The sequence below is a fragment of the Streptomyces sp. NPDC088730 genome (assembly GCF_044751215.1).
Classification (GTDB): domain Bacteria; phylum Actinomycetota; class Actinomycetes; order Streptomycetales; family Streptomycetaceae; genus Streptomyces.
Genome location: NZ_JBIVLK010000002.1, coordinates 457,243 through 478,209, shown reverse-complemented (window position 1 = coordinate 478,209; position 20,967 = coordinate 457,243). Strand labels below are relative to the sequence as shown.

The following is a 20,967-nucleotide window of genomic DNA, read 5'->3' as shown; positions in this document are numbered from 1 at the left end:
GAAAAGCATGTCCGACACACCCCCGCCCCAGCATCTCCTGATCGTCAGCGGCGGGCGCGATCTGCCCGATCGCGCCCGCGACGCCTGGCCGGGACTGCGCACCACCGTCATCTGCCGGCCGGAGGTGGTGCCCCGGCTGCGCAGCCGGGAGAAGATCCAGCGCCTGATCGTGCTCCGCGAGGACGCCCCGGTCGAGGAGTGGGTGGCCGCGGCACGGTTCGTGCACGCGGTCGATCCGGTCGACCGGCTGACCAACTTCACCGAGAAGGACACCGAGAAGACCGCGGCCATCGGTCTCGACCTCGGTCTCGACTGGCACAGCGCGGAGACGGTACGGGCGGTGGCCGACAAGTACGCGATGCGCCGGGTGCTGGCCGAGGCCGGGGTCGGTGAGGTCGTCGCCGAGACCGTCCACGACGTCGAGGGCGTCCTCAAGGTCGCGGAGCGGACCGGCTACCCGCTGATCTGCAAGCCGGTGCGCGGGGTCGCCAGCAAGGGCGTCACCCGTATCGACGGGCCGGCCGACATCCCCCGCGCCCTTGAGTGGGGCGCGGAGGGAGCCGGTGACCTGGACGCACCGGACCTGCTCGTCGAACAGTTCCTGAGCGGCGACGAGTACAGCGTGGAGTGCGTCAGCGAGGACGGCGAGCACCTGGCCGTGGGCGTCACCCGCAAGATCTCCGAGCACGATCACTTCGTCGAGGTCGGCCATGTCGTCCCGGCCCCCCTCCCCGACGCGGACGAGCAGCGGATCCGTACGACCGTGACCGGCATGCTGACGGCCCTCGGGGTCCGGCGGGGCGTCACGCACACCGAGGTCATCGTGGCCGAGGACGCGGTCCACGTCGTGGAGACGCACCTGCGTCCGGCGGGCGACGAGATCCCCGAGCTGTGGGCGCGGGTCAGCGGGGTCGACCTGATCGACGTCGTCGCCCGCCAGGCCGTGGGCCTCAAGGTCCTCGACGGTCTCCGGGCGACCCTCGCCGCCCCGCACGACGGTCCGGCCGCGGCGGCCATCTGGTACGCCTGCCCGGACGCGGTGGGCGAGATCGTCGAGGTGGCGGGCGAGGAGGAGGCCCGCGCGCTGGAGGGCGTCGTCGACGTCGAGGTGCTGCGCGAACCGGGCAAGCGGCTCAAGGGAGTCACCGGATCCTTCGCCCGGGGTGCACATGTCTGCGCGGTGGGCACGTCACAGGACGAGGCGTTGCGGCGTGCCCAGGAAGGCGTACGGAAACTGTCGTTCACCGTACGCAGTGACGGCATGGCCGCGCGCCACGAGGCACTCGCCTCGACCGGCTGACACCGCGTCAGCCGAATCCGGACGGCACCGGTCCGGCGTCCCGGCGCGGGACCGGTGCCCGCACAACAGAGAGAAGAGAGACCAGACATGACCGATCAGAACAACGAACCGACCGCCGCCGACTACGCGTTCGGGGGACTGCACCACGTCCAGCTGGCCATCCCGCCGGGCGGCGAGGACCAGTGCCGGGCGTTCTGGGGCGAGGTGCTCGGAATGACCGAGCTGGAGAAGCCCCCCGTCCTCGCCGCCCGCGGCGGGTGCTGGTTCCGCGGCGGCGGCCTGGAGGTCCACCTCGGCGTCGAGCAGGACTTCTCGCCCGCGCGCAAGGCGCACCCCGGAATCCTCGTCGAGTCGCTGAGCGGCCTGGCCAAGCGCCTGGAGGAGGGCGGCCACGAGGTGACGTGGGACGACAACTTCCCGGGCCACGACCGCTTCTACGCGTTCGACAAGTTCGGCAACCGGCTGGAGTTCCTGGAGCCGCAGGCCGCCTCCTAGGGGACTCCTCCCCCGAGGGCCTGCACGGGGTCGTCCCGTGCTGCCTGGGGGCGACCCCGTGCAGGCCCCGCCCCGGGCGACCCGGTGGCGTTCCGACCCTTACCACGCCATATCGAGGAGTCAGCAATGACCGAAGCAGCGGGCAGGCCGCCCGCATTCCGCATCGCGGACCTGATCGTGGCCGAGGGCCCCGAGGGGGCGGAACGCATCCTGATCGCGGGGCTGACCGTCACCGTGGCCGCCGGCGAGATCGTCGCGGTGCTCGCGGACGACACCGGATCCGCTGCCGCCCTGGTCCAGGTGCTCGCCGGACGACGGCGGGCCCAGTACGGGGCCCTCGACGCCGGCGGGGCCGGCCGGTCGCGCCGGATCAGGCCGTCTCTCCCGGCGGGCGTGAGCGTGGTGGCCGCGCACGGGCGCTGCCCGGACGGCCCGGCCCCCGTCGTGGTCGTCGACGCCACCGGGACGCGGCCGGCGGAGTCCGGCGCCGATCCGGCACACACCGCGGCCCGGCGGGGCGGCGCGGTGCTCCTGGTCACCACCGACGCCGAGGTGGCGGCGTCCGCGGACCGGACCGTCCACCTCAATCGGGCGCCCCGTCCCGAACCCCGCCCGAAGGCGGCGGTCCGCTTCACCACCGAGGCGCTGCGGGAGGCCGCGGCCGGATCGCTGACCGCCGCCGGCGTCGGCGCCGAGCGCGCCGCCCTGGTCGCCCGGGTCCTCGTGGACGCCGATGTGCGGGGTCACTTCTCGCACGGTGTCGGTCTGCTCCCGATGTACCTCGACCGGCTGCGCGAGGGAGGCATCGACCCCACCGCGGAGCCGGAGTGGAGCCAGGAGGAGGGGTCCGTCGTACGCCTCGACGCCCGCGGTGGTTTCGGACAGGTGGCCGCGGACCTCGCGGCCGGCCGGTGCGCGGAGCGGGCCGCCCGCACCGGGCTGGCCGCCGTCGCCGTCCGGGGCAACAACCACGTGGGCATGCTCGCCGCCTACCGCGACCACTTCGTCCGCCACGGTGTGGTCGGCCTCGTCCTCAACGTCTCGGGCCCGAGCGTCGCCGCCCCCGGCGCGGGACGCCCGACCCTCGGGAACGACGCCGTGTGCATGGTCGTCCCCCGTGCGGACGGGTCCCCGCTCGTCGTGGACTTCGCCACCGGGACGGTCGCCAGCGGAAAGATCCGGCACGCCGCACACCGCGGCGAACAGGTGCCCGCGAACTGGCTGGTGGACCGCGAGGGCCGCCCCACCACCGATCCGGAGGAACTCGACCGCGGCGGTGCCGTCCCGGTCTTCGGCGGATACAAGGGCCTCGGGGTCGCGGTGATCACCGAGGTGCTGGCCGGCATCCTGGCCGGCGGCACCGTGAGCCCACTCGTCCACAAGCAGCGCGCCGAGCCCGAACGGGCGATGGACTGCTCCCAGCTGTTCCTCGCCCTGTCGCCGGACGCGTTCGGCAACCCTCCGGTGGATGAACTCCTCGACGTCCTGTCGGGCGCGGTGGCCGCCGGCTACCCGCAGGGACCGCCCGAGGTCCATCTGCCGGAACAGCAGGAGCGGCTGGCCGAGACCGTGGCCGCCGAACACGGCGTCCCGGTACCGGCGTCGGTCGTCGAGCAGCTCGGCTGGGGCGACACCCGGACCGCCCCGGCCACGGCAGGAGGTACCGCATGAGCACGCCACTCGGGGTGGGCGTCGTCGGATTCGGCATCGCCGCCCAGCAGCACGCCACCGCGCTGGAGCAGCTCCCCGAGGCCGGGATCGCGTCCGTCCTGGAGCAGGACCCCACGGTCGACACCGGAAGCCACCACCGGGCCGGTTCCTGGGAAGAGCTCCTCGACGACCCCTGCGTCGACCTGGTCGCCCTGTGCGTACCGCCCGGCGGGCGCGCGCGGATGGCGGTCCAGGCGCTGGAGGCGGGCAAGGCCGTCCTGCTGGAGAAGCCGCCCGCCGTGTCCGTGGGCGAGATCGACAGTGTCGCGGCCGCCGCCCGGCGCACCGGCCTGCCGGTCGGCGTCATGCTCCAGCACCGGATGCGACTGCCGGAGGCGGCCCTCGCCGCCACCTGGTCGGCGTCCTCCGTCACAGCGGTCCTGGAGGTGTCGCGGTTCCGGCCGCCGGCCCACTACCGGCGTGCCGGTTGGCGCAGCGACCCCACCGCGGCCCTGGGCGGGATCTCCGCCCACCTGGGAGTCCACTACCTCGACCTGGCGTGTCAGCTGCTCGGGCGGCCGGAGTCGGTGCGCCTGACGCCGAACAGGGAGGTCGCCGCGGGCATCGACACCCGCGTCACGGGGATGGTCGCCTTCCGGTCCGGGGCCACCCTGGCGTTCACCGTGACCGCCGAGTCGATGGTCCGGACCGAACGGCTCCAGATCCTCGGTCCCGACGGAGGGTTCAACATCACCGACGGCACGGTGATGACCCAGCTCGACGGCACGGAACAGACCTGGCCCACGGTGCCGACCTCGCACCTGCGCACCGAGGTCTACCGGGAGATGGCCGAGGCGGTGGCGACGGGGCGTCCCCCGGCGCGCTGCCACCTGGACGGCGCCCGTGCGGTGACCGAGATCCTCGCGTCGATCGCCGCCACCGCCGCGGCGGTGGCCGCGTGAAGCCGCTGATCGGTATCTCCTCCGGCTCCGCGCCGCGCCTCGACGCGGGGGCCCTGGCCGGCCTCGTCCTCTCGTCCGGCGGCACGGCCGTCGACGTCAGGGAGGGCAAGGGCCACGCGTGGGAGGCCGGCGGGCTCGGCGCTCTGCGCGCCGCCGGTGCCGAGGTCTGCTTCGTCGGCGTCTCCACCGTGCTGGGCTCGGCGGAGCACCCGCCCGGCTCCGTCGACGGCCTGCGCATGCCCGAGCGGGGCCTGCCGGTGAAGGTCTTCGCGGCCGCCGGGTGCACCGCCCCGGACCGTTTCGCGCTGACGCTGGCGCAGATCGCGGCGCTGGTGGCCAGGGTCGGTGACAGCTCCCTCGTCCTGGTGGAGACCCACCACGGATACGCGCCCGTGGCCGAACTCGACGAGCTGTGCCGTCGCGCGGGCACCTCGGTCCTGCTCGACACGATGGGCCTCGCCAGAATCGACGGCGATCCCGTCGCGGCGGCGGCCCGGCTCGCCCGCTGGATTCGCTACGCCCAGGTCAAGGGGTTCGACTGGGACGAGCCCGCCACCTCACGGCACCGGCCGCTCGCCTCCGCCCGGCCGGAGCTGACCCGCAAGGTCCTCGACGCGGCGGGGGAACTGCGCGCGGTCACCGTCGAGTCGAAGGCGCCGTCCCTCGCCGAGGACATCGCGCTGCTGCGCGAGTGGTACCCGCCGGACCCGCCCCTTCCGCTGGCCCTCGGAGAGGAGATCCCCTCGTGAGACTCGCCGTCATCAACGACGAACTGTCCCAGGACATCGAGCAGGCGGCGGCCACGGCGTCCCGCCTCGGCTTCGACGGACTGGAGATCCGCTCCAGCGGCGGCGTGGCGCCGCATCGCATGGACGACGCCGCCCTCGCCGGGATACGGGCGACCGTGGCCCGGCACGGACTGCGGGTGGCCGGCTTCGACCCGCCGGCGCTGAAGTGCGAACTGCCCCGCAGCGCCGCCGAGACGGACTCCGCCCGCGCGCTGGTGACGGACTCCGTGCGCCGGGCCGAGCTGCTCGGAGCGCCGTTCGTCCGCATCTTCACCTTCTACCGGCAGGGCGATCCGGACCCGCGCCGGGCGGCCGCCGCCGCCCGGGAGGTCCTGGACGGCGTCCCCTTCGGGCGCGTCCCCCTGCTCGTCGAGACGGGCATGCGGACCAACAGCCCGACCATGCGCCACACACTGGAGTTCCTGGACGCGCTGGGCGACGACCGGCTCGGCATCCTGTGGGATCCGGGCAACAGCGTCTTCAGCGGCTGGGACCCGGCCCCGTTCCCGCAGGACTACGCGCTCGGCCGCGAACGCATCCGGCACGTCCACGTGAAGGACCCGGACGGCCGGCGGGCCTATGTCCGCCTCGGCGACGGGGACCTGCCCTGGCCCGCGATCATCGCCCGGCTGGCCGAGGACGGATACCGGGACTGGATCTCCCTGGAGACGCACTGGCGCGTCGGCCGGGTGCTGAACCAGGCGCAGCGGGACGAGCCGTGGGGCGAGGAGTTCACCGCCGGCGGATTCGAGGCCAGCAGCACCTGTATGCGGCTGCTCCGCGAGATGACGCGGGCCGCGGGCGAGGACGCCGTCCCCGCCGACCCCGACGCGCACACGGTGGAGGCCGGCGCATGAGCGACTCACCCGTGATCCTGCTCGGGGGCCAGCGCTGCGGCACCACGGCCCTCGCCTACGCGATGAACCTGGCCTTCCACGACGCGGGCGGACACTTCACCGTCAACGGCAAACTCCCCTACCTGCTGCACCGCTGGCTGAACCGGCAGGACCTGGCCGACCACCATCTGCGCACGGACGAGATCCTGCACGCCCTGGACCGCAGGCCGCCGGACGGCTCGGGCGTCGAACGCTGGCGTGCCCGGGTGGAGGAGAGCCTGCGGGCCGCCGCCAGGGACGTCGCGGAGGGCGCCTGCGGAGACGACCCGGTGGACCTGGCACGGCGCATCCTGGCCGAAACCCGGGGCGAACTGCCGTACTGCGGTGACAAGTACAACGAGTACCTGCTGCACCTGCCCTGGTTCGGCGAGGTACTGCCGGACGCCCGCTACGTGATGCTGGTGCGCCACCCGGCGGAGGCCGCCCGCTCGATGCTGCGCTGGAAGGGCGACCGGCCCTACGTGCCCCTCACGCAGGAGGGCGCGCTCGCCAAGTGGACGGCCTGGAACCGGCACTGGCTCGACTTCGCACCGGCGGTACCGGACGGGAACGCCCTGGTCGTCGAGTACCACGCGCTGTGCCGGGGCGAGGAGACCGAACGCCTGTCACGGTTCACCGGACTCGACCTCGCACCGTACCTCGCCGGTCTGAAGCCCCGTTCCCCGGCGGAGGACACCGACGACGCACTCCCGGCGGACACCGCCGCCGTGTGGGAGGCGCTGCGTCTCTCCGCGCTTCCCACGCTCGCCCGTGCCTGATCCGCAGAACTCCTGACGAAGGTGATTCCCTTGCCCGCAACCCGCGTTCTCGTCGTCGGCGGAAAGGCCGGCATCGTCCGCAAGGCCGCCGCGCTCGGTCTCGACGTGGTGCACGTCCAGAAGCCGTCCGCGTTCGACCCGGATGTGGTCGAGCACTGCTCCCAGCTGCTGCTCGTCGACTACCAGGACGTGCCCACCGTCACCGCCCTGGTGCGCGCCCTGCACGAACAGCGCCCGTTCGCCCGGGTCTTCACCCAGACCGAGGCGGCCCAGGTGGTCGCGGGCCATCTCACCGACGCGCTCGGACTGCCCGGCAACAGCGAGCGGACCACCCGGCTGCTGCACGACAAGCCGGCCCTGCGCGCCCTGCTGAACGAACAGGGCATCGGACCGGTGCGGACGGTGACCCGGCCGACCGCAGAGGAGCTGCGCGACTTCGTGAAGGCGGCGGGCTCCGCCGTACTCAAGCCGACCATGGGCTCCGGCAGTCTGGGTGTCCGCCGGATCGCCTCCGTCGACGAGGTCGACGAGGCGTGGGCGTGGCGCGAGGCCTTCGGCCTCGACGACTTCATGGCAGAGGAGTGGCTGGTCGGCGAGGAGCTGAGCGTCGAGACGTTCTCCCGGGCCGGGGCGCACACCGTCGTCACGGTCACCGGCAAGGAGACCGGGCAGGGGGTGGTCGAGCTCGGTCATGTGGTGCCCGCGCCGCTGGACGGAGCCGAACGGCGGGCCGTCGTCTCGACGGTCGAGGCCCTGCTGGACGCCGTGGGCCTCGTCGACGGGCCGGCGCACACCGAACTGATCCTCACGGCCGCCGGCCCCCGCGTCATCGAGTCGCACAGCCGGCGCGGCGGGGACCGCATCAACGAACTGGTCCGACTGGTCCACGGCGTCGACCTGGAGGAGGCCGCCTACCGGCTCGCCCTGGACGGCGACCCGCTGCCGCCGCGGGCGGAGCCGACCGGTGCGGCCGCCATCCGCTTCCTCGTCGCGGAGCCGGGAACCGTCACCTCGGTGACGGGCGCGGCGGAGGCCGAGGCGATGGACGGCGTCGTCCAGGTCGACGTCCAGGTCGAGCCCGGGGACACGGTGCACGAACTGCGCTGGTCGGAGGACCGCTGCGGCCATGTCGTGGTCCGCGCGGCCGACGCGGAGGCCGCCGGCCGGCTCGCCGCGGAGGCTGCCGCCCGCATCGTCATCACCACGGAGCCGGCCGCCGGCGACGACGGGCGGTCCGCCACGCTCGGCACGCTCCTCGACGAGGTGGACGAGGTCCTCGACCCGTTCGCCGCGCCCCGGTGACCGGCCGCGTCCCGCCCCACGCCCCCCCCGCCCGGCCCGCGCAGCCGGCCCCGGCGAACGTCCGCAAGGAGTAGAACCGCGATGAGCACGACATCCCCAGACGAGGGCAAGCAGGTCTCCGTGGTGGTCGCCACCCGGAACCGCCCCACCGACATCGACGCACTGCTGACCTCGATAGCGGCGTGCGACACGGGCATCGTCCACGAGGTGATCCTGGTCGACGACGCCTCCGAGACCCCGCTGCGCGTCGACGGGTCGGCCCACCCGTTTCCCATCCGCCTGCTGCGCCACGAACGGCGCCGAGGCGCGGCGGCCGGCCGCAACCTCGCGGGCCAGGAGGCGACCGGCGATGTCCTGGCGTTCCTCGACGACGACGCCCGGCCCCTGCCCGACTGGTTCGACGTCCTCGACACGGCGCTCACCCCGGGGCGGGCGGCGATCACCGGCCGGGTGCTGCCGTTCGACAGCAGTGTGGTGGCACGCGCCCGCCAGTACCGCTACGAGGTCCGCTACGCGCAGCACGTCCCCGGCAGCGAGGTCACGTTCTTCGCGGGCGGCAACTCGGCCGTGTGGACGGAGGCGTTCCGCGCAGCCGGGGGGTTCCCCGACCAGGTGACCGCGAGTGACAACGGTCTCGTGGAACGGCTCGCCGAGTCCGGTGGCCGGGTGCACTTCGTGCCGGGGCTCCGCGTGGCCCACCGCAACAGCAAGGGCGCCGGGATCGCGCTGCGCGAGGCCTGGCGGGCGGGCCGGCTGGCCCCGCGCAGCGCGCCCGCCGCCGCGCTGCGCCGGTTCGCGGTCAGCGCCCGGTCCCAGCCCTGGTCGGACGACCCGGCGGCCGCCGGCCTCAACCTGGGTCTCCAGGCGGCGAACTCGCTGGCCACCGCCCTTCCGGCGGCCTGAGCGATGGCGACTACGGGGGCAGTGCGCCGAGCGGACGCGGGGGCCACGCTCTCCCATCTGGACGTTCTGGAGTCGGAGGCGGTGCACATCTTCCGTGAGGTGGCGGGGGAGTTCGAGCGTGCGGTGATCCTGTTCTCCGGCGGCAAGGACTCGATCCTGATGCTGCGCCTGGCGCTCAAGGCGTTCGCGCCCGCGCCGGTGCCGTTCACGCTGCTGCACGTGGACACCGGGCACAACTTCCCCGAGGTCCTGGAGTACCGCGACCGCACGGTCGCCGAGCACGGGCTGCGGCTGCACGTCGCCTCCGTCCAGGAGTACATCGACGCCGGGAAGCTCCGCGAACGCCCGGACGGCACCCGCAACCCGCTCCAGACCGTGCCGCTGACCGAGGCGATCCAGCAGCACCGCTTCGACGCGGTGTTCGGCGGCGGCCGCCGCGACGAGGAGAAGGCCCGCGCCAAGGAGCGGGTCTTCTCGCTGCGCGACGAGTTCTCCCAGTGGGACCCGCGCCGCCAGCGCCCCGAGCTGTGGCAGCTGTACAACGGCCGGCACGCACCCGGTGAGCACGTCCGGGTCTTCCCGCTGTCGAACTGGACCGAGCTGGACGTGTGGCAGTACATCGAGCGCGAGGGCATCGAGCTCCCGGAGATCTACTTCGCCCATGAGCGCGAGGTCTTCAGCCGCTCCGGCATGTGGCTGACCGCGGGCGACTGGGGCGGCCCCGAGGAGCACGAGCGGACCGAGATCCGCCGGGTCCGCTACCGCACGGTCGGCGACATGTCCTGCACCGGCGCGGTCGACTCCGACGCCGCCACACCGGCCGCCGTGGTCACCGAGATCGCCGCCTCCCGGCTCACCGAGCGGGGCGCGACCCGCGCCGACGACAAGGTGTCAGAGGCCGCGATGGAAGACCGCAAGCGCGAGGGGTACTTCTGACCATGACGACACCGACCCGGCCGGCCGAGCGGCTGTCGGCCACCACGCTGCTGCGGTTCGCCACCGCGGGGTCCGTGGACGACGGCAAGTCCACCCTCGTGGGACGGCTGCTGCACGACTCCAAGTCGGTTTTCACCGACCAGCTGGAGGCGGTCGAGGACGCGTCCCGCAAGCGCGGCCAGGAGGCGCCCGACCTCGCGCTGCTGACCGACGGACTGCGCGCCGAGCGAGAACAGGGCATCACCATCGACGTCGCCTACCGCTACTTCGCCACGCCCCGGCGCCGGTTCATCCTGGCCGACACCCCGGGCCATGTGCAGTACACCCGCAACATGGTCACCGGCGCCTCCACCGCCGGGCTGACGGTGATCCTGGTCGACGCCCGCCACGGCGTGGTCGAGCAGACCCGCCGGCACGCGGCGCTGACCGCGCTGCTGCGGGTCCCGCACGTGGTCCTCGCGGTCAACAAGATGGACCTGGTCGACTACGCGGAGCCGGTGTTCGCCGCCATCGCCGAGGAGTTCACCGCCTACGCGGCCTCGCTCGGCGTCCCGGAGATCACCGCGATCCCGATCTCCGCGCTCACGGGCGACAACGTGGTGGAACCCTCCGCGAACACGCCCTGGTACCGAGGGCCGAGCGTCCTCGAACACCTGGAGACCGTGCCGGTGTCCCCGCTGTCCGGGGCCGGCCAGGACGCGGAGCCGGCCCGGTTCCCGGTGCAGTGCGTGATCCGGCCCCGGACGGCCGAACACCCCGACTACCGGGGCTATGCCGGCCGGATCGAGGCAGGGGCCTTCCGGGTGGGCGACGCGGTCACCGTGCTGCCGTCCGGCCACACCTCGGCCGTCTCCGGGATCGACCTGCTGGGCCGGGCCGTGCACACGGCGCGGGCGCCGCAGTCGGTCACCCTCCTGCTGGCGGACGACATCGACATCTCGCGCGGCGACCTCATCGTGCCGAGCGGCGACGCGCCCCCCACCACCCAGGAGGTTGAGGCCACCGTCTGCCATCTCGCGGACACCCCCCTCACCGTCGGTCTGCGGGTGCTCCTCAGGCACACCACCCGCACCGTCCAGGCGATCGTCAGGGACATCCCGTCCCGCCTCAGCCTGGACGACCTCTCCCAGCACCCGGCCCCGGGACAGCTCGTCGCCAACGACATCGGCCGGGTCGTGGTGCGCACCGCGGAGCCGATCGCGCTCGACCCGTACGCCCGCTCCCGGGCGACCGGCTCGTTCCTGCTGATCGACCCGGCCGACGGAACCACGCTCGCCGCCGGGATGGCGGGCGGCTCCTTCGGCGCCGCGGCCGCCGACGCGCCCGGACCCGACGGCACGGACCGGGACTCCTGAGGTGCCGGGGCACAGCACCACGGCCGTCGAGGTCCGCGGCGTCACCAAGGAGTACGGCACGGGTGCGGCCCGTCGCGTCGTGCTGGAGGACGTCGGTCTGCGGCTCGCGAAGGGCGAGTTCGTGTGTGTCGTCGGTGGCTCCGGTTCGGGCAAGTCGACCCTGCTCCACCTGGTCGCCGGGCTGGAGACGCCGAGCGCGGGGAGGATCTCCGTCACGGGCGGACGTCCCGCCGTGATGTTCCAGGACCACGCCCTGTTCCCGTGGCTCACGGCGGGCCGGAACGTCGAACTGGCGCTCCGCCTCGCGGGCGTCTCCCCGGCCCCCCGCCGCGACCGGGCCCGGAGCCTGCTCGACCTGGTGGGGCTCCCCGGGAGCTACGGGCAGCGGGTGCACGAGCTGTCCGGCGGCATGCGCCAGCGGGTCGCCCTGGCCCGTGCCCTGGCGCAGGGCGCGGACGTCCTGCTGATGGACGAGCCGTTCGCGGCGCTCGACACCGCGACCCGGGCGACGCTGCACGGCGAGCTCGTCCGCGTCTGCGCGGAACGGGGGGCGACGGTGCTCTTCGTGACCCACGACGTCAGGGAGGCGGTGGCGCTGGGGGACCGCGTGGTGCTGATGGCGTCGGCCCCCGGCCGGGTGGTGGCCGAGTGGTCTGCCGGACCCCGCTCCGCGCGAGGCGCCGACGCCCCGGACGCGGCCCGTCTCGTCGACGAGATCACGGCCCGGCTCGGTGAGGAGGCCGACCGCCGTGCACGCTGTTGACAGCGCGGCCCGCCCGGCGGACGCGGCCGGGCGGCCCGCCTCGGGCCGCACCCGGGAACCGCCCGGCGGAGGCCTCCGGCGAGGCCTGGCCGGAGCCCGGCTGAGGCGGTTCGCGGCCCGCGTCGGGCCGGGCTGCTCCGCGGTCCTGCTAGTGGTGGGTGTCTGGCAGCTGGTTCACCTGCTCGGCCTGTCACCGGTGCTGCCCGCACCGGCGGTGGTCCTGCGCGACCTGTCCGACGCCTGGTCCGCGGGGACGCTCGGCCCCGGACTGCTGCACAGCCTGGGCCGCTGCCTCGCGGGGTTCGCGGCGTCCGCGGCGGTGGGTGTGCCCCTGGGGCTGCTGCTGCACCGGTTCCGGTTCGTGCGGGTGCCCCTCGCCCCGACGCTGAGTGCCTTCCAGTCACTGCCTGCGGCGGTCCTGGTGCCCATCGCCGTGATCTGCCTCGGCACCTCGCAGGCCGCGGTGTACCTGGTGGTGCTCCTCGGCGCCGTTCCCTCGGTGGCGACCGGGGTCCTCACCGCGCTGGACCAGGTGCCGCCGCTCCTGGTGCGGGCGGGCCGGAGCATGGGGGCGACGGGGGCGGCCGGGGTGCGCCACGTCCTGCTTCCGGCCGCCCTGCCCGGTGTGGTGGCCGCGCTCCGGCAGGGCTGGGCGTTCGGCTGGCGGGCCCTGATGACGTCGGAACTCATGGCGTCCGCCCCCCTGCCCGGCCTCGGCCAGGTGCTCGACGCCGGGCGGCGCAGCGGCCGCCTCGGACCGGTGCTGGCCGCCGCCCTGGTGATCCTGGCCGTCGGGGTGGTGGTCGAGACGGGTGTCTTCGGGCCGGTGCAGCGCCGGGTCCTGCGCGCCCGCGGGCTGCCCGCCGCGCGGGAGCGGTGAGCCCGCGGGAGGCGGTCAGGGCCTTTCGTCTGGATCGGGCCGGGCGCTCAGCCGTACATCCGGCGCATCGCGAAGTCGACCATCTGCTCCACGGCCTTGGCGTCGAAGACCATGCGGTGCTCACCCTCCATGTCCAGGACGAAGCCGTAGCCGGTGGGCAGCAGGTCGATCACCTCGGCACCCGTGATCACGAAGTACTTGGACTCCTTGCCCGCGTAGAGCCGCAGCTCCTTGAGCGTGGTGAACATCGGGATGACGGGCTGCTGGGTGTTGTGCAGCGCGAGGAAGCCCGGGTTGTCACCCCGGGGGCAGTAGACCTTCGACGTCGCGAAGATCTGCTGGAAGTCCTCGGCGGCCAGCGAGCCGGTCGTGAAGGCCCGTACCGCGTCGCCCAGCGAGGGCGGCGAGGGTTCGGGATACAGCGGCTGCTCGCCGTAGCCGCCACCCATCGGCTGCTGTGCGCCCTGATTCTGGTCGTAGCCGTACATGAGGCAAAGAGTAATCGGACACATCTGCAGCTTGAGGGGTTGCGTCTTATTACTGACGGGTAGCATCATCGTAAGGGGTCACCTGACAACGACCCCGTCCGCGAGTCCGGGCCACCCCTCCACGGGGCGCTGCGCGCCACTGCTATTGATTACGGAGCCTTCCCATGGGGCACTACAAGTCGAATCTCCGCGACATCGAGTTCAACCTCTTCGAGGTCCTCGGGCGCGACAAGGTGTACGGCGCCGGACCGTTCGCGGAGATGGACGTCGAGACCGCGAAGAGCATCCTCGACGAGGTCACCCGCCTCGCGGAGAACGAGCTCGCCGACTCCTACGCCGACGCCGACCGCAACCCCCCGGTCTTCGACCCGGAGACCAACACCGCACCGGTCCCGGACACCTTCAAGAAGTCGTACCAGGCCTTCATGGACTCCGAGTACTGGCGCCTGGGCCTCCCCGAGGAGATCGGCGGCACCACCTCGCCGCGCTCCCTGATCTGGGGCTACGCGGAGCTGCTGCTCGGCGCCAACCCGGCCGTGTGGATGTACTCCTCCGGTCCGGCCTTCGCCGGCATCCTCTTCGACGAGGGCAACGACGCGCAGAAGAAGATCGCCGAGATCGCCGTCGAGAAGCAGTGGGGCTCGACGATGGTGCTGACCGAGCCGGACGCCGGCTCCGACGTCGGCGCGGGCCGCACGAAGGCCGTCGAGCAGGCGGACGGCTCCTGGCACATCGAGGGTGTGAAGCGCTTCATCACCTCGGGCGAGCACGACATGTCCGAGAACATCATCCACTACGTGCTGGCCCGCCCCGAGGGCGCGGGACCGGGCACCAAGGGCCTCTCGCTCTTCATGGTCCCGAAGTTCCACTTCGACTGGACCACCGGCGAGCTGGCCGAGCGCAACGGCGTGTACGCGACGAACGTCGAGCACAAGATGGGCCTCAAGGCGTCCAACACCTGCGAGATGACGTTCGGCGACCAGCACCCCGCCAAGGGCTGGCTGATCGGTGACAAGCACGACGGCATCCGCCAGATGTTCCGCATCATCGAGTTCGCCCGCATGATGGTCGGCACGAAGGCCATCGCGGCGCTCTCGACGGGTTACCTCAACGCGCTGGAGTACGCCAAGGAGCGCGTCCAGGGCACCGACCTGTCGCAGTTCATGGACAAGACGGCCCCCAAGGTCACCATCACGCACCACCCCGACGTGCGCCGCTCCCTCATGACGCAGAAGGCGTACGCCGAGGGCATGCGCTCCCTGGTGCTGTACACCGCCTCCGTCCAGGACGCGATCCAGGAGAAGGAAGCCGCGGGCGAGGACGCGAAGGCGCTGCACGGCCTCAACGACCTGCTGCTCCCGATCGTGAAGGGCTACGGCTCGGAGAAGTCGTACGAGCAGCTGGCGCAGTCGCTCCAGACCTTCGGCGGCTCCGGGTACCTCCAGGAGTACCCGGTCGAGCAGTACATCCGTGACGCCAAGATCGACACGCTGTACGAGGGCACGACGGCCATCCAGGGCCAGGACTTCTTCTTCCGGAAGATCGTCCGCGACCAGGGCGCCTCGCTCAACGCCCTCTCCGAGGAGATCAAGAAGTTCCTCGCGGGCGCCCAGGGCAACGAGGAGCTGTCCGGCGCGCTGGACTCGCTCGCCAAGGCCGCCGTGGACCTGGAGGCGATCGTCGGCACGATGATCACCGACCTCACCGCGACCGGCGAGGACGTGAAGAACATCTACAAGGTGGGCCTCAACACCACCCGCCTGCTGCTGGCCTCCGGCGATGTCGTCGTCGGCTACCTGCTACTCAAGGGCGCGGCCGTGGCCGCCGAGAAGCTGCCGACCGCCTCGGCCAAGGACGTCGCCTTCTACCAGGGCAAGATCGCCGCCGCGAAGTTCTTCGCCGCGAACGTCCTGCCCGGCGTCGGCGCGGAGCGCGCACTCGCCGAGTCCGTCGACAACTCCCTGATGGAGCTGGACGAGGCCGCGTTCTAGGCTTCACCGCTCAAGACCGCCACCCGCACCGCCACCCGGACACGCTTTCGGGTGGCGGTGCTGTCGTACGGGCCGGGGACGCCGGGTGAAGGTCCGATACCGATATCGATCCGACGGCGAGCGATACACCCTGGGGCCGCCCCCGCCCTCCCTATGATCGGAGCTCGATTCCGAGGGGGAGGCCGGCACATGAGTCGTCCGGGCAAGCGGTGGTACGTACGGGGCGCGGCGGTGGGGGCGGTGGCGCTGCTCCTCGCGGGCTGCGGCGGCGGAGACGGCGGCGGCGGTGGCGGCGCCTCCAAGGCGCTGGGCAAGGCGGAGCTGCTCTCGGTGCTGCCGGACGCGAAGGCGCTGCCGGGCTGGCGGACCGTGGCGGAGCCGGACGCGCAGAAGCCGGTGGCCGAGTACCCGCCGCCGGTCTGCCAGGTGCCCGACAAGAAGAAGCGGCAGGCCACCTGCGGGGAGATCACCTTCTGGGGCGTCTCCTCGTTCGTGCGCAAGCCCGACGTGACCTCGCTGAACTTCTGGACCCTCGGCTACAAGGACGAGAAGACGGCCGACGCCGCCTACGACGCGCTGAACGCGTACTACGGCGGGGACAGGGTCGGGGTGGGCGCGAAACCGGTGGAGATAGGTGAGCCGGGGGCGGAGCGCGAGGCCAACCGGGCCGGAACGGGCACCATGGGCGGCCCCGCGACCATCACCCAGCTCCGGGTCGGCACCCTCGTGCTGGGCATCAGCACCGGGACCCAGGGCAAGTCGGCCGTACCCGACGCGGAGGTCAAGGCCCTCGCCGCCATGGTCGCGGACCGGGCCCAGCAGGCGCAGGACGGCGAGAAGCCCTCCGCCGCGGTCACCGGACGATAGCGGTGCGTCACCGGGGGGCAACGGTGAAAGCTCCCGCTCATGCCTGGTTAAAGTGAAGAACATGAGTTCTTCCCTCCGCTTCGACCGCGGCCACACCGACGATCTGATGGCCTTCCTGATGGACTGCCCCTCCCCGTACCACGCCGTGGCGACCGCCGCGTCGAGGCTGGAGAAGGCCGGTTTCCGGCAGGTCGCGGAGACGGCGTCCTGGGACGGGTCCAGCGGCGGGAAGTACGTCCTGCGCGGCGGCGCGATCGTGGCCTGGTACGTGCCGGAGGGCGCCGAGGCCCACACCCCGTTCCGGATCGCGGGCGCGCACACCGACTCACCGAACCTGCGCGTGAAGCCGCTGCCCGACACGGGCGCCCACGGCTGGCGGCAGGTCGCCGTGGAGGTCTACGGCGGCACGCTCCTCAACACCTGGCTGGACCGGGACCTCGGCCTCGCCGGGCGCATCTCGCTCCGCGACGGCACGCACCGGCTGGTCGACATCGACCGGCCGCTGCTGCGCGTCCCGCAGCTGGCCGTGCACCTGGACCGGTCGGCCAACACCGACGGCCTCAAGCTCGACCGCCAGAAGCACATGCAGCCGATCTGGGGCCTGGGCGACGACGTCGCGGAGGGCGACCTCATCCGGTTCGTCGCGCAGGAGGCGGAGGTCGACGCCGAGGACATCACCGGCTGGGACCTGATGCCGCACCCCGTCGAGGCGCCCTCCTACCTGGGCCGTGACCGCGAGCTGGTGGCCGGGCCCCGGATGGACAACCTGCTCTCGGTGCACGCGGGGGTCGCCGCGCTCGCCGCCGTCGCCGGACAGCCCGACGCGGAGATCCCGTACATCCCGGTGCTGGCCGCCTTCGACCACGAGGAGAACGGCTCGCAGTCCGACACCGGAGCGGACGGACCGCTGCTCGGCACGGTCCTGGAGCGCTCGGTGTTCGCCCGCGGCGGTACGTACGAGGACCGGGCCCGCGCCTTCGCCGGAACCGTCTGCCTCTCCTCCGACACCGGCCACGCGATCCACCCCAACTACGCCGAGCGGCACGACCCGACGCACCACCCCGTCATCAACGGCGGACCGATCCTCAAGACCAACGTCAACATGCGGTACGCGACCGACGGCAGCGGACGGGCCGTGTTCGCGGCCGCCTGCGAGAAGGCGGGCGTGCCGTGGCAGACGTTCGTCTCCAACAACGCGATGCCGTGCGGCACCACGATCGGGCCGATCACCGCCGCCCGGCACGGCATCCAGACCGTCGACATCGGCGTCGCCATCCTGTCGATGCACAGCGCCCGTGAGCTGTGCGGCGCCGACGACCCGCACCTGCTGGCGACCGCCCTCGCGTCGTTCCTGGCGGGCTGACGGAACATCAACCGTCTTCTCGGACATGGGCGTTGCCGGGCGGGGTATCCGCTCCATACACGGCCCGGATCTTCCGGGGCGTCGAGGAGGCGGAACTCATGGGACTCGGAGGATGCATCCTTCTCATCGGTGCAGGGGCGATACTCGCCTTCGCGACCGACTGGGAGATGGACAGCGTCAACGTCGACATGGTCGGCTGGATCATGATGATCGTCGGCATCATCGGCGTGTTCGTCTACGCGAGTGTCATGCGGCGCCGCCGCATGGTCGTACCCCCCACCACCACAGTGGTTTCCGAGGACGAACGCCACCTGTGACCCGGGCGGGTGCGCCCCCTGAACCGGGCGCACCCCCTCCCCGTCACCGGGCGGCGCCGGATATTCTGGGCCCCTGTCCGTGACCCGGCACCGGGCGCGTCACACCCGGAAGGGGAGCCGCTCGTGGAGTTCCGGCTGCTCGGCACCGTCTGCGTCGACACGCTGACGGGTCCGCTGCCACTCGGCCCCGCCAAACGCCGCAGCCTGCTCGCCGCGCTGCTGCTGCGCGCCAACACCCCCGTGTCCGTGGCCCGGTTGACGGGCTCCCTGTGGGACGACGCCCCGCCGCTGCACGCCCGTACGGTCATCCAGGGCCATGTGTCGCGGCTGCGCGCCCTGCTGACGGGCGCGGACGCGGAGGCCTACGGGGTCGAGCTGACCACGCTCGGGGACGCGTACCTGCTGCGGATACCGGAAACCCTGCTGGACTCCCAGCGGTTCGAGGAACTGCTGATGCTGGCACGGGAGCAGCGCAGCCCAGCCGACAGCGTGCTGATGCTGAAGGAGGCCCTGTCCCTGTGGGAGGGGCCCGCGCTGACCGGTACGTACCCCAGCGCACCGCTCCAGGCCGCCGCGCAGGCGCTGGAGGAGTCCCGGCTCACGACGGTCGAGCAACTGGCCCACGCCTACGCCGAGCTGGGCGAGCACCACCGGGCGGCGGCGGTGCTGCGGGACGAGGCCGTGGCCCATCCGATGCGGGAGTCCCTCGCCGCGGCCCTGATGTCGGCGCTGTACGGCTCCGGCCGCCAGTCGGAGGCGCTGGACTGGTTCCACCGCACCCGGCGGCTGCTCGCGGACGAGCTGGGCATCGACCCCGGCCGCGAGCTGGCGGACACCTACACCCGGATCCTGCGCGGCGACCCGCAGCCGGAACCGCAGCGGGACGGGTCCGGTGGTGCGACGGGTACGGGTACGGGGGGCGGCCCTGCGACAGGGGCTCCTGCCGCAGGGGTATCCGCTGCCGGGCTGTCCGCCTCAGGTCCAACGGCCGCGGGCGTGCCGGGCGGCCTCCGGGGCGCCGAACCCCACCCCGTCGATCTGCTGCCCCGCGCCCCACGGGGCTTCCAGGGCCGGGCCGCCGAGCTGGCCGCGCTCTCCCGGGCGGCGGCCGGCGAGGCGCCCATCTGCCTGGTCACCGGACCGGCCGGGGTGGGCAAGACCGCGCTGGCCCTGCACTGGGCGCGTCGCGCCCCCGCCGCGTTCCCGGACGGGCGGCTCTTCGCCGATCTGCGCGGGTTCGGTGACACCGGACAGCCGACGCCGCTGGAGGTGCTGCGGGAGTTCCTGCTCGCGCTCGGTGTCGCGCCCCGCCGGGTCCCGGAGTCCGTCCAGGGCGCCGCCGCGCTCTTCCGCTCGCTGACCGACCGGCGCAGCCTGCTCGTCGTCCTGGACAACGCCCGCGACTCGGCCCAGGTCAGGCCGTTGCTGCCGGGCGGCACCGACTGCGTCACGCTGGTCACCAGCAGGCACCGGCTGGACGGTCTCGTCGCCTCCGACGCCGCCCGCCCGGTACCGCTGGACGTGCTCGAACCGCCGGACGGCACCGCGCTGCTGGCCGGGGTGCTGGGCGAGGAGCGGGTGCTCGCGGAACCGGTGGCGGCCCGTCGGCTGGCCGAGCTGTGCGGCGGGCTGCCGCTCGCCCTGCGGGTCACGGCGGCCCGGCTGGCGGGCCGCCCGCACCGGACACTCGCCGGGACGGCCGGCGAACTGGCCGACGAGCGCAGCCGGCTGGCCTATCTCGACGTGGAGGACACCGGGGTCTCCGCGGCCCTGCGGCTGACGGTGCAGCAGCTGCCGCCGGACGCCGTCCACCACTTCGCCCGGCTCGGCCACCACCCCGGCAGCCACTTCGACCGGTACACCGCCGCCGCGCTGGCCGGCAGCGATCCGGTCGTCGCGGCGGCGGCGCTGGAGCGGCTCGCGGCAGCCCACCTGGTCAGCGAGACGTGCCCCGGGCGGTGGGAGCTGCACGATCTGGTGCGCCTCTACGCCCGGGGCATCGACCCCGAGTCCGGCCCCGACGCCCTGCTCGGCGTGCTCGACCACTGCATCGCGACCGCGCTCGCCGCCGCCGACACGGCGGAACCGGGCGGCGAGCCCTGCTTCGTCCTGCCGGCGGACTACCGCAGGCCGGCCGCCGTGCGGGACTTCACCGACCGGGCAGAGGCGATGAGCTGGCTGGCCACCGAGCGCGAGGACCTGTCCCTGGCGGCAGCCGCCGCGCGGGGTGCGGGTCTCGACGACCGCGCCTGGCGGATCATCCTGCTCCAGTGGCCGCACGTGGTGTGGCGGGTCCGGGACGGCTGGGCCCCGGCCCTGGGACTGGCGCTGGACGCGGCGGTCGCGCGGGACGACCCGTACGCCCAGTCGCGGGTGCGCAACCTGCTGGGCTGGGTGCTGTCGGAGGAGGGCAGAACCACGGAGGCCGCCGCGCTGCTGGAGCCCTCGCCCGGTCTGGCGCGGCGGGCCGGGGACCGGCTGGGCGAGGCGACGGCGCTGATCAACCTGGCGGTCGTCCAGGCAGAGCAGGGCGGTCTCGACGAGGCGCTGGAGGGCTGTGAGCGGGCGGTCGCGCTGGCCCGGCAGGAGCGCGACGCGCACACCGAGATGCTCGCCCTCCAGCACCTGGCCCGGCTGCGGCTGGTGGCCGGGCGGCCGCAGGAAGCGCTGGACTGCGCCCGGACCGCGTTCGACCTGGGCCCCGAGCACGAGGAGGCCGCCCGTCGCGTCCTCCTGCTGACCGTCAGCGGCGAGGCGCACCTGGCCCTGGGTACGGAGGGCGAGGGCGTCCGGCTGCTGGACCTGGCGGCGGCGGAGGCGGAGCGCGCCGGGTACGACGAGGGCGCGGTGCGGGCGCTGGAGGCGTTGCTGCGGGTGGCCTCGGGCACGGAGTACGTACGCCGGTACGAGCAGGCGGTACGGCGGCTCGCCGAGGACGGCTGAACCCGGCGCC

At 73.3% G+C, this 20,967-nt stretch carries 19 protein-coding genes; 18 read left to right on the top strand and 1 reads right to left on the bottom strand.

What is annotated here, in order from left to right:
• Nucleotides 1-7 precede the first annotated feature (7 nt).
• The 13 genes from ACIP89_RS08905 (at nucleotide 8) to ACIP89_RS08845 (ending at nucleotide 12,988) form a co-directional block, all read left to right on the top strand.
• Nucleotides 8-1,300, top strand: a complete 1,293-nt coding sequence (locus ACIP89_RS08905; protein WP_401924746.1) for an ATP-grasp domain-containing protein — start codon at nucleotides 8-10, stop codon at nucleotides 1,298-1,300.
• A gap of 87 nt (nucleotides 1,301-1,387) precedes the next feature.
• A complete protein-coding gene (locus tag ACIP89_RS08900; protein WP_401924749.1) occupies nucleotides 1,388-1,795 on the top strand; it encodes a glyoxalase in 408 nt (135 codons plus the stop codon).
• Between the two features lie 126 nt (nucleotides 1,796-1,921).
• Nucleotides 1,922-3,466 (top strand): Ldh family oxidoreductase, encoded by a 1,545-nt coding sequence (locus ACIP89_RS08895; protein ID WP_402113897.1) that lies wholly within the window; start codon nucleotides 1,922-1,924, stop codon nucleotides 3,464-3,466.
• Complete coding sequence (locus tag ACIP89_RS08890; RefSeq protein ID WP_401924754.1) at nucleotides 3,463-4,407, top strand: Gfo/Idh/MocA family protein; 945 nt, start codon at nucleotides 3,463-3,465, stop codon at nucleotides 4,405-4,407. Before ACIP89_RS08895 ends, ACIP89_RS08890 begins: the two co-directional genes overlap by 4 nt.
• Entirely contained in the window at nucleotides 4,404-5,156 is a 753-nt protein-coding gene (locus ACIP89_RS08885; protein ID WP_402113894.1) for a hypothetical protein, read from the top strand. The genes ACIP89_RS08890 and ACIP89_RS08885 overlap by 4 nt, the downstream gene beginning before the upstream one ends.
• A complete protein-coding gene (locus tag ACIP89_RS08880; protein WP_401924758.1) occupies nucleotides 5,153-6,052 on the top strand; it encodes a sugar phosphate isomerase/epimerase family protein in 900 nt (299 codons plus the stop codon). The genes ACIP89_RS08885 and ACIP89_RS08880 overlap by 4 nt, the downstream gene beginning before the upstream one ends.
• Nucleotides 6,049-6,849 carry a sulfotransferase gene (locus ACIP89_RS08875; protein ID WP_401926206.1) on the top strand — a complete coding sequence of 267 codons (801 nt, stop codon included), beginning with the start codon at nucleotides 6,049-6,051 and terminating at the stop codon, nucleotides 6,847-6,849. The genes ACIP89_RS08880 and ACIP89_RS08875 overlap by 4 nt, the downstream gene beginning before the upstream one ends.
• Before the next feature lie 30 nt (nucleotides 6,850-6,879).
• Nucleotides 6,880-8,151, top strand: a complete 1,272-nt coding sequence (locus ACIP89_RS08870; protein WP_401924763.1) for an ATP-grasp domain-containing protein — start codon at nucleotides 6,880-6,882, stop codon at nucleotides 8,149-8,151.
• An 81-nt stretch (nucleotides 8,152-8,232) separates the two neighbouring features.
• A complete protein-coding gene (locus tag ACIP89_RS08865) occupies nucleotides 8,233-9,054 on the top strand; it encodes a glycosyltransferase family 2 protein (protein WP_402113891.1) in 822 nt (273 codons plus the stop codon).
• A gap of 21 nt (nucleotides 9,055-9,075) precedes the next feature.
• Nucleotides 9,076-9,990 carry a sulfate adenylyltransferase subunit CysD gene (cysD, locus tag ACIP89_RS08860; RefSeq protein WP_402113889.1) on the top strand — a complete coding sequence of 305 codons (915 nt, stop codon included), beginning with the start codon at nucleotides 9,076-9,078 and terminating at the stop codon, nucleotides 9,988-9,990.
• A 2-nt stretch (nucleotides 9,991-9,992) separates the two neighbouring features.
• Nucleotides 9,993-11,345, top strand: coding sequence for a sulfate adenylyltransferase subunit 1 (locus tag ACIP89_RS08855; RefSeq protein WP_402113886.1), 1,353 nt, complete (start codon nucleotides 9,993-9,995; stop codon nucleotides 11,343-11,345).
• A gap of 1 nt (nucleotide 11,346) precedes the next feature.
• Entirely contained in the window at nucleotides 11,347-12,108 is a 762-nt protein-coding gene (locus ACIP89_RS08850) for an ABC transporter ATP-binding protein (RefSeq protein WP_401924772.1), read from the top strand.
• Nucleotides 12,095-12,988 (top strand): ABC transporter permease, encoded by an 894-nt coding sequence (locus ACIP89_RS08845; protein WP_401926197.1) that lies wholly within the window; start codon nucleotides 12,095-12,097, stop codon nucleotides 12,986-12,988. Before ACIP89_RS08850 ends, ACIP89_RS08845 begins: the two co-directional genes overlap by 14 nt.
• Before the next feature lie 47 nt (nucleotides 12,989-13,035).
• Here ACIP89_RS08845 and ACIP89_RS08840 read toward each other — a convergent pair whose 3' ends face one another.
• On the bottom strand, nucleotides 13,036-13,476 hold the full coding sequence (locus ACIP89_RS08840) for an SseB family protein (RefSeq protein WP_018522179.1): 441 nt from the start codon (nucleotides 13,474-13,476) through the stop codon (nucleotides 13,036-13,038).
• Between the two features lie 164 nt (nucleotides 13,477-13,640).
• On the opposite strand from ACIP89_RS08840, the gene ACIP89_RS08835 reads away from it, so the two are divergent.
• The 5 genes from ACIP89_RS08835 (at nucleotide 13,641) to ACIP89_RS08815 (ending at nucleotide 20,957) form a co-directional block, all read left to right on the top strand.
• The gene (locus tag ACIP89_RS08835; protein ID WP_401926195.1) at nucleotides 13,641-15,467 is read left to right on the top strand and encodes an acyl-CoA dehydrogenase; all 1,827 of its coding nucleotides are present in this window, start codon (nucleotides 13,641-13,643) and stop codon (nucleotides 15,465-15,467) included.
• Nucleotides 15,468-15,656: 189 nt separating this feature from the next.
• Nucleotides 15,657-16,334, top strand: a complete 678-nt coding sequence (locus ACIP89_RS08830) for a hypothetical protein (protein ID WP_402113884.1) — start codon at nucleotides 15,657-15,659, stop codon at nucleotides 16,332-16,334.
• A gap of 61 nt (nucleotides 16,335-16,395) precedes the next feature.
• Entirely contained in the window at nucleotides 16,396-17,697 is a 1,302-nt protein-coding gene (locus ACIP89_RS08825; RefSeq protein ID WP_401924783.1) for a M18 family aminopeptidase, read from the top strand.
• Between the two features lie 98 nt (nucleotides 17,698-17,795).
• Nucleotides 17,796-18,014: a DUF6458 family protein gene (locus ACIP89_RS08820; RefSeq protein ID WP_073733335.1), complete on the top strand. Its 219-nt coding sequence runs from the start codon at nucleotides 17,796-17,798 to the stop codon at nucleotides 18,012-18,014.
• A 123-nt stretch (nucleotides 18,015-18,137) separates the two neighbouring features.
• Nucleotides 18,138-20,957: a BTAD domain-containing putative transcriptional regulator gene (locus tag ACIP89_RS08815; RefSeq protein ID WP_402113881.1), complete on the top strand. Its 2,820-nt coding sequence runs from the start codon at nucleotides 18,138-18,140 to the stop codon at nucleotides 20,955-20,957.
• The last annotated feature ends 10 nt before the right edge of the window (nucleotides 20,958-20,967 follow it).

Excerpts from the sequence above, each read along its gene's own strand:
- ACIP89_RS08905 (WP_401924746.1), top strand. The coding sequence starts at position 8 with ATGTCCGACACACCCCCGCCCCAGCATCTCCTGATCGTCAGCGGCGGG.
- ACIP89_RS08900 (WP_401924749.1), top strand. The coding sequence starts at position 1,388 with ATGACCGATCAGAACAACGAACCGACCGCCGCCGACTACGCGTTCGGG.
- ACIP89_RS08895 (WP_402113897.1), top strand. The coding sequence starts at position 1,922 with ATGACCGAAGCAGCGGGCAGGCCGCCCGCATTCCGCATCGCGGACCTG.
- ACIP89_RS08890 (WP_401924754.1), top strand. The coding sequence starts at position 3,463 with ATGAGCACGCCACTCGGGGTGGGCGTCGTCGGATTCGGCATCGCCGCC.
- ACIP89_RS08875 (WP_401926206.1), top strand. The coding sequence starts at position 6,049 with ATGAGCGACTCACCCGTGATCCTGCTCGGGGGCCAGCGCTGCGGCACC.
- ACIP89_RS08865 (WP_402113891.1), top strand. The coding sequence starts at position 8,233 with ATGAGCACGACATCCCCAGACGAGGGCAAGCAGGTCTCCGTGGTGGTC.
- ACIP89_RS08855 (WP_402113886.1), top strand. The coding sequence starts at position 9,993 with ATGACGACACCGACCCGGCCGGCCGAGCGGCTGTCGGCCACCACGCTG.
- ACIP89_RS08840 (WP_018522179.1), bottom strand. The coding sequence starts at position 13,476 with ATGTACGGCTACGACCAGAATCAGGGCGCACAGCAGCCGATGGGTGGC.
- ACIP89_RS08835 (WP_401926195.1), top strand. The coding sequence starts at position 13,641 with ATGGGGCACTACAAGTCGAATCTCCGCGACATCGAGTTCAACCTCTTC.
- ACIP89_RS08830 (WP_402113884.1), top strand. The coding sequence starts at position 15,657 with ATGAGTCGTCCGGGCAAGCGGTGGTACGTACGGGGCGCGGCGGTGGGG.
- ACIP89_RS08825 (WP_401924783.1), top strand. The coding sequence starts at position 16,396 with ATGAGTTCTTCCCTCCGCTTCGACCGCGGCCACACCGACGATCTGATG.
- ACIP89_RS08820 (WP_073733335.1), top strand. The coding sequence starts at position 17,796 with ATGGGACTCGGAGGATGCATCCTTCTCATCGGTGCAGGGGCGATACTC.